The sequence below is a fragment of the Bradyrhizobium sp. JYMT SZCCT0428 genome, from assembly GCF_018131075.1.
Lineage (GTDB): Bacteria > Pseudomonadota > Alphaproteobacteria > Rhizobiales > Xanthobacteraceae > Bradyrhizobium.
Map to the genome: position 1 here is coordinate 11,273 of NZ_JAFCLS010000023.1, position 13,388 is coordinate 24,660.

Below are 13,388 nucleotides of genomic sequence, written 5' to 3' on the forward strand. Positions count from 1 at the left end.
CGCCGTAGCGACATAATGCGATCCTCTCATTAGGTCGCGTCATTTGGCGGCCTCATTTCATTTCCAGATAATCGCGCCACGTCGCCTATTGGCGCACATTTCGGACGTAGCGCGATGTCTCAGTTGAGTCCGTTAAGCGCTCCGGAGCGGACGTGGATTTTCCTCAAAATAGTTGATGTCGGCTGCCCCTGATTTTGCGGCCCCAGTGGCATTTACTTTTCCCTCGGGCATCCCCACATAGTGGCGGTGACCCAATGGCAAAAATCTAGCTTTAGGCGGGAGCCGCCGAAGACGAAGGCTGAGCTGCGCCAGATGCTGACCGAGGCCGTCCGCAACACGCAGCCCAGCGCGGAGAACGGGTCGAAGCGCCCGAAGGCCAAAAGTGATCGCGGCTAGGGCGGCCTACGTCGATTAGATTTGCTCGGGCCACAAGATAACCACCCCGGGATTTTCGCGCGGCCACGGCCAAGCGCCAAGTCGCTGACTAGTTGATGCCGCGCGATCCCAACTGATTCCGGCAGTCGGACGATCTGTTCGGTCGGCCGTCGGACTTGGCCGCGCGTTCCAGCAGATTACCTCATGAGGAGGGATCATGTACAACGATTCTCTGTTCAATGCTTTCGCTCGGTCCTTTGAGGTTCGAAGCGAAACCGACATGTCGGTGGCGGAGTATCTGGAATCGTGTCGAGGCGATCCGATGCGATATGCCAATGCGGCCGAGCGCCTGCTGGCTGCGATCGGTGAGCCTCAAATGATTGATACGGCCAAGGACGCCCGCCTTGGCCGTATTTTTTTGAACAGGACCATGCGCGCCTATCCGGCCTTCGCCGGATTCTATGGTATGGAAGAAACCATCGAGCGCATCGTCGGCTTCTTCCGGCACGCAGCTCAAGGTCTGGAAGAGCGCAAGCAGATTCTCTATCTGCTGGGGCCGGTGGGCGGTGGAAAATCGTCGCTGGCGGAGCGGCTGAAATCGTTGATGGAAGTCCATCCCATCTACGTGCTGAAGGCCGGCGACGAACTCAGTCCAGTGTTCGAGAGCCCCCTGAGTTTGTTCGATCCGGAATCGCTGGGGCCGATGATCGAAGAAAAGTACGGCATTCCGCGCCGTCGCCTCCATGGACTGATGAGTCCGTGGTGCTACAAACGGCTGGAAGCATTCGGCGGCGACATTTCACGATTCCGGGTCGCCAAAATCCAGCCCTCGCGCTTGCGGCAGATCGCGGTCGCGAAAACCGAGCCTGGCGACGAGAACAATCAGGACATCGCCTCGCTGGTCGGCAAGGTCGACATTCGCAAGCTGGAGACCTTCGCCCAGAACGACCCTGATGCCTATAGCTATTCCGGCGGCTTGAATCGCTCCAACCAGGGCGTCCTCGAATTCGTCGAGATGTTCAAGGCGCCGATCAAGACGCTGCACCCGCTGTTAACGGCGACCCAGGAAGGCAACTACATTGGTACCGAGAATATCGGGGCCATTCCATTCACCGGTGTCATTCTCGCGCATTCGAACGAAGCCGAATGGCAAAGCTTCAAGGCCAACAAAAAGAACGAAGCCTTCATCGATCGCATCTGCGTGATCAAGGTGCCGTACTGCTTGCGGGTGACCGAGGAGCAGAAGATCTATAAGAAACTTATCCAGGGATCGGAACTCGCTTCCGCGCCGTGTGCGCCGGCAACCCTGGAAACGCTCGCGCGCTTCTCGGTGATGTCACGTCTTCGCAAGCACGAAAACTCTACCCTGTTCGCGAAAATGCGGGTCTATGACGGTGAAAGCCTCAAGGAATCCGATCCGAAGGCCCGCAGCGTCCAGGAATACAAGGATGCTGCCGGCGTCGACGAAGGGATGGCCGGCGTCTCGACGCGCTTTGCATTCAAGGTGCTAGCCGCGACCTACAATCACGATACCGCGGAACTTGGCGCCGATCCCGTCCATCTGATGTATGTGCTCGAGCATTCGATCCGCCGTGAGCAGGTTCCTGAGGAAGTCGAAAAGCGTTATCTCGAATTCATCAAGGCCGAGCTCGTGCCGCGCTATGCGGAATTCATCGGCCACGAGATCCAGAAAGCCTATCTGGAATCCTATTCGGATTACGGTCAAAACCTGTTCGATCGCTACGTGGATTATGCCGATGCCTGGATCGAAGATCAGGACTTCAAGGACCCCGATACCGGCCAGATGCTCAATCGCAACCTCCTCAACCAGGAACTGACCAAGATCGAGAAGCCTGCGGGCATCACCAACTCGAAGGACTTCCGCAACGAGGTCGTCAAGTTCTCGCTGCGGTCGAGGGCACAGAACAGCGGCAAAAACCCGTCCTGGACCCGCTATGAAAAGATTCGAGAAGTCATCGAGAAACGGATATTTTCGCAGGTCGAAGACCTTATTCCGGTTATCTCGTTTGGCTCGAAAAAGGACGGCGATACCGAAAAGAAGCACGGCGAGTTTGTCGCGCGCATGGTGGGACGCGGCTATACCGAGCGTCAGGTTCGCCGCCTCGTCGAATGGTACATGCGGGTGAAGCAAGCCGGCTGAGGCAAATGCAAGGGTGGCTATGCACATCGTCGATCGGCGCCAGAATCCGGGCAGCAAAAGCCTTGAGAACCGCCAATTTGTGACACGCTAATCGAAGGCTTCAGCCACTTTGTTACCTCCATGACTACTCCGATTGCTTTCGGCTGGAGCGGTTGCCGGATGGGATTTGCACGCACTGGAAAGCGCCGCCTTTGCACGGCGCACACCCAACCCGGACATTCCTCGACCGACAGCTTTTGGCGCAGAGCGGACCACAACGTCGGCTCTTGATCCGAAGCGGCCGTGCAGCATAACCGCCCGTTACACCCGTGATGTCGCAGGAAATCCAAGTTAGTGCGCCATCGAGCGCTTCCGGTCCGACTAATCACTTCGATCGACCGATCCCCCCGGCTAAGGGGGTCAAATTTGCATGCCGAATGACAGCAGAAGGGGTAAAATCTCCTAGGGTCCACACCCGAGGAGCAACAACATGACCCCACACATCCCCGAGGAATTTTCCACCAGGTTGATCGACTGGAGTTCCTTCGTGATCATGGGCAACACGATGCCGCCCCGAGATCCTGATGAAGACGAAGAGGACGACGACGAAGAGGACGAGGACCGCGCCGACGAACCGCCGGTCGTGCGCGAGCCGGACGAAGACTAGCTAGAGCATGATGCTTTTAGGATTGGGCATAGCCTGAGTTTCGGAAATACCGGCGTCTCGCTCGTCAAGTATGCGTTTGGGCGGCGCTTCGTCTTAGCCGAGGTTGGGATCATTGCCACGCGGCCATAGCGGACGCCACGCTCGGCGATAATACGATCGGCGAAGTGCTGCACGTCTCCGCTCGATCCCTTGAGAGCGGTCACCTCCATGCAGCTATCGTTGTCGAGATGGACGTGTGGACGTGTAGCTAATGCAGAAAGGCCCGCATCGCTGCCGGGCCTTTCTTATTGTTGTGCTCTGAATGGTTGGACTTAGAAGTCCATACCTCCCATGCCGCCCATGCCGCCGCCGCCCGGGGGCATACCGCCGCCGCCCGCGTTCTTCTTCGGCACTTCGGCCACCATGGCTTCGGTGGTGATCAGCAGCGCCGCAACGGAAGCCGCGTTCTGGATCGCCACGCGAACCACCTTGGTCGGGTCGATGATGCCCTTGGAGATCAGGTTGACGTATTCGCCGGTCTGCGAGTCGAAACCGTAGGAGTACTGCTCCTTCTCTAGGATCTTGCCAACGATCACGGAGCCGTCTTCGCCCGCGTTGACCGCGATCTGGCGTGCTGGCGCGGATAGCGCCTTGCGCACGATATCGACGCCGGTCTTCTGGTCATCGTTCTTGGTGCGCAGCCCCTTGAGATGCAGGGAGGCACGGAGCAAGGCGACGCCGCCGCCCGGCACGATGCCTTCTTCCACCGCCGCACGGGTCGCATGCATCGCGTCATCCACGCGATCCTTGCGCTCCTTGACTTCGACTTCGGTCGCGCCGCCGACGCGGATCACCGCGACGCCGCCTGCGAGCTTGGCCAGACGCTCCTGCAGCTTCTCACGGTCGTAGTCCGAGGTGGTTTCCTCGATCTGCGCCTTGATCTGTTGAACGCGCGCCTCGATGTCGGCTTTCTTGCCGGCGCCGTTGACGATGGTGGTGTTTTCCTTGTCGATCATCACCTTCTTGGCGCGACCGAGCATCTGCAGCGTGACGTTCTCGAGCTTGATGCCGAGATCTTCCGAGATCGCCTGACCACCGGTCAGAACCGCGATGTCCTGCAGCATGGCCTTGCGGCGATCGCCGAAGCCCGGAGCCTTGACGGCCGCGACCTTGAGGCCGCCGCGCAGACGGTTGACGACGAGGGTGGCGAGAGCTTCGCCTTCGACGTCTTCCGCGACGATGACCAGCGGCTTGCCGGTCTGCACCACGGCTTCGAGCAGCGGCAGCAGCTCGTTCAGCGAGGAGAGCTTCTTCTCGTTGATCAGGATGTAGGCGTCGTCCATTTCAACGCGCATCTTGTCGGCGTTGGTGACGAAGTAGGGCGAGATGTAGCCGCGGTCGAACTGCATGCCTTCGACGACGTCGAGTTCGGTTTCGAGCGACTTGGCTTCTTCAACCGTGATGACGCCCTCGTTGCCGACCTTCTTCATGGCGTCGGCGAGGAACTTGCCGATTTCGGCGTCGCCGTTGGCGGAGATGGTGCCGACCTGGGCGATTTCCTCGTTCGAGGTGACCTTCTTGGAGTTCTTGACGAGGTCGGCGACCACGGCTTCCACAGCCAGGTCGATACCGCGCTTCAGATCCATCGGGTTCATGCCGGCGGCAACCGACTTGGCGCCTTCACGGACGATCGCAGCCGCGAGCACGGTCGCGGTGGTGGTGCCGTCGCCGGCCGCATCAGCGGACTTGGAAGCGACTTCGCGCACCATCTGCGCGCCCATGTTCTCGAACTTGTCTTCGAGTTCGATTTCCTTGGCGACGGTGACGCCGTCCTTGGTGATGCGGGGGGCGCCGAACGACTTGTCGAGCACGACGTTGCGGCCCTTGGGGCCGAGCGTGACCTTCACGGCATTGGCGAGAATGTCGACGCCGCGCAGCATGCGGTCGCGGGCATCAACGCCGAATTTGACTTCTTTAGCTGACATATTTGATTTCCCTCAGTTGAACTTGGTGTCTCACCTCTTCGAGGGGCGCCGCGCAGGCGCTCCTCAGGGGTGAGCGTGTGCGGGTTTGGCTTAGGCGGCCTTCTTCTTGGTCGCGGGAACGTCGGTGAGGACGCCCATGATGTCGCTTTCCTTCATGATCAGCAGCTCCTGGCTGTCGATCTTGACCTCGGTGCCGGACCATTTGCCGAACAGGACGCGGTCGCCGACCTTGAGGTCGATCGGGATCAGCTTGCCAGCCTCGTCACGGCCACCCGGGCCCACGGCGACGATTTCGCCCTGCGAGGGCTTTTCCTTGGCACTGTCCGGAATGATGATGCCGCCAGCAGTCTTCTCTTCGGCGTCGATGCGCTTGACCACGACGCGGTCGTGAAGCGGACGGAATTTCATGCAGTCCTCCTAAACTTTTGCAAATGTTGTCGATTTTGGCGTCTTGGCAGTCCGGGCAGGCGAGTGCCAGCCCGGCTGCGGGTGATTTAGGCCAGTCTTGTTCGGGGGACAAGGGCTTCTAGCAGAAAATTTGGCACTCAAATATGACGGCTGCCAATTTCATTCATCATGATTAATCAAGGTAGTGGGCCCGCCGACCCCGTATTAGCACGTGCGGTAAGCTGCTGCTAACGCATGAATTTTCAACAGTTCATTAAACATTTAGGCTTGTGATGGGTTGGTATCGTGCGTCACATTTCTCTCATGTGAGCGCATCTCCGCCGGGGTGGCTCGGTGCGGCCACCACGTGAAATGCGCTTCCTAAAATGGAGGTTGGCATGGTCTCGCGGGTTGGGGTTGTTTCCGACGATTTCCGGAAGCAGGTGCTGGGTTATGGGCTGACGACGGCGGAAATTCTCTATCGACTGCCGGATCATCCCTCACTGCTGCAAACCTACGTCTGGCAGAATTACGATCTGTTTCCGAAATTTCCGGCGCTGAAAGATTTTCTGGCCTTCTGGCAGGAAAAGCTCGACGGCCCGCTGTACTCGGTCACGGTCGCGCATTCCAAGCTGATCAAGCCGGCCGAGCTTCGCGCCGTGGACGGCGTGTTCAGGCTGCATTGAGCGGCGGATAGATTTGTAGGGTGGGTTAGCGCAAGCGTAACCCACCATCTTTGGTCGGCGCATCGGCGGTGGGTTACGGCTTCGCCTAACCCACCCTACGAAACCGATTTTGTGCTAGCCTCTCCCCACCAAACGATCAGGGGAGGCAAGAAAAATGGCCAAGCAAAAAGCGACATCGAAAGCCGCAGCCAAAACCGCGGTGAAGAAGAAATGGACGGGCCTCGGCACGGCAGCCAAATCCTCAGCCCGCAAGACCATCGCATCAAAAGGCCGCGTCGCCACGGCCAAATCGAAGGCGGCAGCCAAGCCAGCGGCCAAGGCCGTAGCAAAGCCGAAGGCGCGGCCGAAACAGCGCATCGCCATCAGCCATCACCGCGATGAGGATTTCAAGGCCGACGGCCTGCGCACCTATGCACAGTACCGCGATCTCGGCATTGCCGCGGCGACGCATGGCCTCGCGCAGGCGCATGTGATCAGGCTGATCGGACCCTGTAACCCCGAAGAAGTTTCAAAACTGCATTACCACGACGTCGAATTCCAGATGGTCTATGTGCTCAAAGGCTGGGTGAAAACTTATATGGAAGGCCAGGGCGAGACCCTGATGAAAGAGGGCGGCTGCTGGACCCAGCCGCCGCGCATCAAGCATCTGATCCTGGATTATTCCGACGACGTCGAATTGCTGGAAGTGATTTTGCCGGCGGAGTTCAAGACGGTGGAATTATCGTCGTAAGTCCGCGCGTTTAGCAGATCAAGTATTGGTCATGGCCGGGCTTGTCCCGGCCATCTACGTCTTGTCTCACGCAAAGGAAGTAAGTCGTGGATGCCCGGGGCGTAGGCGAGCGTAAGCGACGCCGTCCTTCAGACGGCTATGCCCGGGCATGACTGGGTGACTTCGTCTCCGGCATCACGAACGCAATCAGACAGAGCCCGACGCAGGCAATAGCGGACAGGCCGAGGAAGGCCACGCTATGTCCGAGATGGTCGCTGACAAAGCCCGCCAATACATTGCTGCATGATGCGCCGATGCCGACCGCCGTCCCCACCACGCCCTGGGCGAGGTTGAAATGGCCGCTGCCGAAGGCGATGTCGGCGACGGTCAACGGGATGAGGACGCCGAACACCGCGGCGGTGATGCCGTCAAAGAATTGCACGGCCACCAGCAGATAGGGATCGGTGACGGTTGCGAACAGCACGCCGCGGATGGCGAGCGCGGTGAAGCCGATCAGCAGCAGCGGCCGGCGGCCCCATTGCTGCGCCTTGCGGCCGACCGATGGCGAGGTCAGGGCCACGATCGCCTGCGGCAGGATGATGCACGCCGCGATCAGCACCGGCGCCCACTGGGTTGAACGCGTCGTCACGATACCGGCCATCAAGGGCAGCATCGCGGCGTTGGCGAGCTGCAGCAACATCACGGCGCCGGCAAAGATCAGCAGCGGGCGCTGGCGCAGCAGATGCAGCACGCTGGTGGCTTCAGGGTCCGGCTTGGCGCGGACGATCGCGCCATGGGCCTGTTCCGGATCGATTTCGCGATCCTTGATCCGGGATAGCGCTATGATGGTGAAGATCACCAGAACAAAGGTGGCGAGAAACACCGAGCGGCTGGAGATGAAATAGCCGCAGGCCCCCATCAGCGCCGCGGCGACGCCGTTGCCAATTGACGCGAACCGCGCATTGCGCCCGAGCCGTTCGCCGATCGCGGTCGGTCCGACCAATCCAAGGCTGATCGCCGCGATCGCCGGGCCGAGCACGCAACTCGCCATGGCGTGCAACGTCGCCGCCGCCGCGATGACAGGAAAGATCGGCCATGCCGCATACGCCAGCGCCGCAACGCCGATCGCTGCGACCGCGAAACCGGCGACCAGCCGTTCTCGCCTAGCGGCGTCGATGATGGCGCCGCCCGGCATCTGGCCGATCAGCCCGACAATGCCGCCGATCGACAGCACCAGCCCGATCTCGACCTGGGTCCATTTCTGCGTCGTGAGGTACACCGCGACGAACGGACCAAAGCCGGTCTGGACGTCGGCGAGAAAGAAGATGAACCAGTCGAGGCCGCGCTGGCTCTGCGCCGAAGGGTGGGGCTCGGGGGATGCCGGCGGCGGCGGTGACGTGTCGCCGCGTTCATCGATGGACGGCGCACCCCGCGTCTCATCGGCAAGATCCTTGCCGAGATCTTTGGCAGGATCCTTGGGATATGGGTTCGGGCGCGCGGACAGTGGCATTCTCCTCCGCGGTCAGTGGTCGAATTGCAGGGGTTGCAGACTGCCGGTGGCGCCGAGCACCACGATCGGCGTATCTTCCTTGTATTCGGGTGCGGCCTTGACCTGTTCCAACGTCAATTCGAGCGTCATGCTTTCCTTCTTGTTGGTAACTTGTCCGAAGTGGAGTGCGTTCCAGTCGACGACGATCTTTCGGCTGCCGACGCCGAGAAAGCCGCCGAAATCGATCACCGCGGCGCGCACGGTTCCGGAGCGATCGACGATCACGTCGACGATGCGCCCCATGTTCTCGCCGGCCGTGCTGCGGACATCGCGTCCGAGGATCCCGCGTGCGTCCGCCGCGCGGATGACCGTGACGGAAGGCGGGGGCACCGGTTCTTTCGGCGCATCCGGCGAGGCCTTTGCCGCCGGACTTGGTGCGGCGGCTGGCGGGCCCTTGTCTGGTTCCTGCGCGACCGCCAGTGCGCCGAGGGATATCGCGCTCCACACCAGAACGGCTGCCGTGATCTTTTGCCCTGAACGCATGCGGTCTCCTGAAACTCTTCACGGTTGCGCAGAGGTGACGAACCGGCCGCAGCTGGTTTCGTCACCATTTCCCCGAGTACGATCGCCGTCAGCGCGACAACACGATCGAGACCTGAACCCGGCCGCGTGTCCGCATCATTTCGAGCGATACATCATCGCCGTGACGGCGCAGGCGAAGATCGACGCTGGAATCGCCGAGCCGCAAGTCGCGCAGCACGACCTCGTTCAGGAATTCCGGCAGACGCGGATTCCGCAGGCGGATTTCGCCGGCCCGCGCGTCGAATTCCAGGCCCAGCGAAGCTTCCAGCAGCGTGAACGGCGTCGCGCTCGCCCATGCCTGCGGCGAGCACGCCACGGGATAGAGCGTCGGTCCAAACCGCCGCTCGCGATGGAAGCCGCAGAACAATTCCGGCAATCGCCTGAGATCCATGTAACTCGCCGCGCCGAACAATCCCTTGAACAGATGTTCGACGGAATGTTTCAGGCCGTAGCGCGCAAGGCCCAGCGCGATTAGCGCGTTGTCGTGCGGCCAGATCGAGCCGTTGTGGTAGGACATCGGATTGTAGCGGGACTCGCCTGATGCCACGGTTCGAATGCCCCAGCCGGTGAAGAAGCGCGGCCGCATCAGGTCGGCGGCGACCATGCGCGCACGGTCCTCGCCAATGATGCCCGTGAACAGGAGCTGGCCGGCATTGGAGGTCCGCACCTTGCACGGCCGCTTGGCGCCATCGAGCGCGAGCGCGTAGGTGCCCATGTCAGGACACCAGAACGCCTCCTCAAAGCGCGCGGCAAGCTCTGTTGCCTCTTCATCGAGTCTGCGCGCCTTTTCCGCAAAGCCAAGCTGGCGCGCGCAACGCGCCGCCAGCCGTTTGCCGGCGAAGACGTAACCCTGAACCTCGCACAGCGCGATATGGCCTTCGGCCAACTGGCCATCGGCATGAAAGATCGCATCGAAGGAATCCTTCCAGCCCTGATTGGCGAGGCCCTGGTCGGACGCGCGCTGATACTCGACAAAGCCGTCACGATCAGGGTCGCCTGGCCCGTCGATCCAGGCCAGCGCGGCCTCGATCGCAGGCCACAGTTCGCGCAGCGTGGCCTCGTCGCCGGTGCGCTCGAAATAGAATCCCGCCAGCAACACGAACAGCGGCGTGGAATCGACGCTGCCGTAATATTGCGCGAACGGCACTTCGCGCAGCGCCGCCATTTCGCCGCCGCGCATTTCATGCAGGATCTTGCCGGGTTCGGCATCGTTCAGGGCATCGACGGCCGTGGCCTGATAGGCAGCCAGCCGTTTGAGCACGCCGCAAGCCACGCGCGGGTCGATCCACAGCATCTGCAGCGCTGATATCAGGCCGTCGCGGCCGAACGTGGTCGAATACCAGGGAATGCCGGCATAGGGATAGCGGCCATGCGCGGTGTCGGTCATCAGCATGTTGAGATCGGCCATCGACTGGCACAGAACCTCATTGAAGATGCTGTTCGAGGTTTCGACGCTGGCGGCGCCTGCGGTCGAACGGCGCATTTCGCGGCGATGCGCCAGCAGGCCACGCATGAACGGCGCTGGCCGATGCTCGGCGGCATAATTGCAGGTCACCGCAACGAACACCGAGGTAAGCTGCTGCGGCTCGAGAGCGAAATGATAGCTGCCGCTGTTCACCGCGAGCAGGGTCGGGCGCGGGTCGAAATGCAAATTGGTCGTTCGCGCCTCGCCGTCGAGGCCGTGATATTCGAACCTGACATCGGCGGGGCTGAGCAGCTCGCTGGTGCCGGTGCCGCGGCGCGGGCGCCTGGCGCCGCGCACTTCGAACAGATCGGCGAAATCATTGTCGAACAGGAACGTCAGATCGATGTGTGCCGCCCGGTCGCCATGGTTCTGGACGGCGATCCGCTGATAGGCGGTGCCGCGCCACAGGAAGATGGTGCGCACGATGTGGATCAGATCCTTTTGCAGGACGATCCGGTCGCCGTCATAGATGTCGGGATTGGTGAGGTCGATCGTCAGCGCGGAATTGTCGTCGCGCAGGTTGGAGCCGAGCAGCAATGGCTGGGCCTGGTTCAGCAAGAGCTCGAGCCGCGCCAGATAGCGGGTGTCGGCGTTGAACAATCCATCGGGTCCACCGGCGGAAGCGCCGATGTCGCCGTGGCTGTCGAGGACGATGAACGTATCGTCATGCTTCAGGGTGCGGCGCGGCCGTGCCGCCTGGCCGGTCATGGGGATGTAAAACGGCGATTCCGTGATCTGCTCGGCGAGCGGAGCATCCGCCCGCTGGACGTTGGCTTTGGTGGCCATGCGTAACCTCTGTCCTGTAACCCCTGCGGATACCGCCCCGCACGCCGCGACGCCGATCTGACTGTACTCTATTCGTCGCTGCGATTTCAGGCTGCGTGGATCGCCAGACGGTTCATTTCCTGGGTCACGAGCTGCCGGTACGGGCCGGTTTCACGCATCAGGCGGTCCGGCGGACCATCCTCGATGACCTTGCCATCCTTGAGCATCACGACGCGGTCAAAATTGCGCAGCGTCGCGAGACGGTGCGCAATCGCGATCACGGTGCGGCCGCGCATCAGGCGGCCGAGCGCATCGCGGATGGCCTCTTCGGATTCGCCGTCAAGCGCGGCAGTTGCCTCGTCGAGCAGCAGGATCGGCGCGTCCTTCAGAAACGCGCGCGCGATCGCGATGCGTTGCCGCTGGCCGCCGGAGAGCTTGACGCCGCGATCGCCGACCATGGTGGCAAGGCCGTCGGGCAGATTTTCGACGAAATCGCAGCGCGCCGCGATCGCGGCGCGCAAAACCTCGTCGTCGGTCGCCGTTGGGCGGCCATAGCGGATGTTCTCCATGATGGAGCGGTGGAACATCGAGATGTCCTGCGGCACCACCGAGATCGCCTCGCGCAGGCTTTGCTGGGTGACGCGCGAGATATCCTGGCCATCGATGGTGATACTGCCTTTGTCGACGTCGTAGAAGCGCTGCAGCAGCACGAACAGGCTGGACTTGCCGCCGCCGGACTGGCCGACCAGGCCGACGCGCTGTCCGGGTTTGAGATTCAGGTTGAATTTGTCGAACACCTGGACACCGCCGGGATATCCGAACGAGATATTCCTGAAGGCGATGGCGGCACCGCTCTTGATCAGCGGTTCGGCCTCGGGGTGGTCGCGCAGCTCATGCGGCTGCAGCAGCGTTGCGATCGCCTCCGAGAGGCGGGCGGTGTGCTGGGTGACATCGACAAGTGCTACCGCCAGATCGCGGGTCGCGTGCAGGATGGAAAGGCCGAGCGTGCAGACCAGCACCACGTCGCCGGTGGTGGCCTTGCCGCTCTGCCACAGCGTGACCGCCCAGTACAACAGGGCCACCGTCAATACCAGCGTGATCACGGCATGGGTGAGCCGAAGCTTTTCCAGATAGCGCAGGCTGCGGCCCCGCGCGGTCAATTCGCGGTCGACGGTGTTGTCGAAGCGGTTGTGCTCATGGTCGAGCCCGCAGAACGCCCGCACCAGCGGCATGTTGTTGATGACGTCGACCATTTCGCCGTCAACGGCGGCGGCCTTGTCGGCATAGTCGTCATGTAACGGCTTGCCTGCGGCGGCGATCCGGAACATGGCGATGAGGACCACGCTTGCGATCACGATCATGCCGGCCGCCATCGGCAGGCTGACGGTTCCAATCAGCGCGATTGCCACAATTGTGGCGATGCACGGCGGCAACACGTTCCATACGAACATGTTCTCCACGGTGAATACGGCATTGGAGGTGGCCGTGATCCGGCTTGTCAGCATGCCCGGCAGCCGATCGATGAAATAGCTCGGGGCATGCCCGGTCAAATGGCGGAACATGTCGCGGCGCAGATCGCCGGTGACGCCGACAAATGTGAAGCTCGCTGTCCAGCTCGCGATCCGCCACAGCAAAACGTCGGAACCAATCAGCGCTATGAGAAAAACGAATGCCAGCCATACACCGCCGCTCTGTGCCGGTCCGGCGGCGAGGGCGTCGACGAGATACTTCACGCCGTACTGGGTGCCGACCGAGCAGGCAACGGCTGCAACAACCGCGACCAATATCACCAGATGCGACGGGCGCCGCTGACGCAAATAGCGCATCACAAAGTGGAAAGGGCGATTTGCATATCCCGAGAGATTGTCCATGTGCCTGCTAAACCTGTTGGAGATAAACGAGAATCCTAGCGGATCGCCGATTGCCGAGAGCCGTCTTGATGAGGATCATCCCGAGGACGCAGCAACGCCTCATCTGCACAACAATTCCGCAGCAAGGTCGGTCCGAAGAGCCTGATCACATGTGATGTCATGAGCAAGACGACAGTGTGCGCGAAGTGCGCATCATCTTGGAACTTCGCAGGTGCGTAAACGTTCCCGACTTGGCGATGCCGCGCCACGAGGGGCTGAGGGCTTTCAAAGCAGAGTCAGAGATCAGGA

Annotated in this window: 10 protein-coding genes and 1 pseudogene; 4 read left to right on the forward strand and 7 right to left on the reverse strand. The window is 61.3% G+C overall.

The features are described from left to right. The first annotated feature begins 592 nt into the window (after nucleotides 1-592). Both JQ575_RS23170 and JQ575_RS23175 read left to right on the forward strand, forming a co-directional pair. Entirely contained in the window at nucleotides 593-2,536 is a 1,944-nt protein-coding gene (locus JQ575_RS23170; protein ID WP_212035466.1) for a PrkA family serine protein kinase, read from the forward strand. 469 nt (nucleotides 2,537-3,005) lie between these two features. Continuing rightward, entirely contained in the window at nucleotides 3,006-3,182 is a 177-nt protein-coding gene (locus tag JQ575_RS23175) for a hypothetical protein (RefSeq protein WP_212035576.1), read from the forward strand. On the opposite strand, the pseudogene JQ575_RS23180 reads toward JQ575_RS23175, so the two are convergent. The 3 genes and pseudogenes from JQ575_RS23180 to JQ575_RS23190 form a co-directional block, all read right to left on the reverse strand. Further along, nucleotides 3,179-3,418: pseudogene (locus JQ575_RS23180) on the reverse strand (hypothetical protein); the annotation flags it as partial. The gene JQ575_RS23175 and the pseudogene JQ575_RS23180 overlap by 4 nt on opposite strands. Before the next feature lie 75 nt (nucleotides 3,419-3,493). Next, nucleotides 3,494-5,146, reverse strand: coding sequence for a chaperonin GroEL (groL, locus tag JQ575_RS23185; RefSeq protein WP_212035468.1), 1,653 nt, complete (start codon nucleotides 5,144-5,146; stop codon nucleotides 3,494-3,496). Nucleotides 5,147-5,236: 90 nt separating this feature from the next. After that, nucleotides 5,237-5,554 (reverse strand): co-chaperone GroES, encoded by a 318-nt coding sequence (locus tag JQ575_RS23190; protein WP_212035469.1) that lies wholly within the window; start codon nucleotides 5,552-5,554, stop codon nucleotides 5,237-5,239. A 377-nt stretch (nucleotides 5,555-5,931) separates the two neighbouring features. Between JQ575_RS23190 and JQ575_RS23195 the strand changes: the two genes are divergently transcribed. Both JQ575_RS23195 and JQ575_RS23200 read left to right on the forward strand, forming a co-directional pair. Next, nucleotides 5,932-6,219 carry an usg protein gene (locus tag JQ575_RS23195; RefSeq protein ID WP_192734078.1) on the forward strand — a complete coding sequence of 96 codons (288 nt, stop codon included), beginning with the start codon at nucleotides 5,932-5,934 and terminating at the stop codon, nucleotides 6,217-6,219. Nucleotides 6,220-6,373: 154 nt separating this feature from the next. Beyond that, nucleotides 6,374-6,949 carry a cupin domain-containing protein gene (locus tag JQ575_RS23200; protein ID WP_212035470.1) on the forward strand — a complete coding sequence of 192 codons (576 nt, stop codon included), beginning with the start codon at nucleotides 6,374-6,376 and terminating at the stop codon, nucleotides 6,947-6,949. Nucleotides 6,950-7,085: 136 nt separating this feature from the next. On the opposite strand, the gene JQ575_RS23205 is transcribed toward JQ575_RS23200, so the two are convergent. From JQ575_RS23205 to JQ575_RS23220, 4 genes are all read right to left on the reverse strand, one after another. Then, complete coding sequence (locus JQ575_RS23205) at nucleotides 7,086-8,438, reverse strand: MFS transporter (RefSeq protein WP_212035471.1); 1,353 nt, start codon at nucleotides 8,436-8,438, stop codon at nucleotides 7,086-7,088. Nucleotides 8,439-8,450: 12 nt separating this feature from the next. Beyond that, entirely contained in the window at nucleotides 8,451-8,960 is a 510-nt protein-coding gene (locus JQ575_RS23210) for a PRC-barrel domain-containing protein (protein ID WP_212035472.1), read from the reverse strand. An 88-nt stretch (nucleotides 8,961-9,048) separates the two neighbouring features. After that, nucleotides 9,049-11,250 carry an amylo-alpha-1,6-glucosidase gene (locus JQ575_RS23215; RefSeq protein ID WP_212035473.1) on the reverse strand — a complete coding sequence of 734 codons (2,202 nt, stop codon included), beginning with the start codon at nucleotides 11,248-11,250 and terminating at the stop codon, nucleotides 9,049-9,051. An 86-nt stretch (nucleotides 11,251-11,336) separates the two neighbouring features. After that, nucleotides 11,337-13,100: an ABC transporter ATP-binding protein gene (locus JQ575_RS23220; RefSeq protein WP_212035474.1), complete on the reverse strand. Its 1,764-nt coding sequence runs from the start codon at nucleotides 13,098-13,100 to the stop codon at nucleotides 11,337-11,339. Between the last annotated feature and the right edge of the window lie 288 nt (nucleotides 13,101-13,388).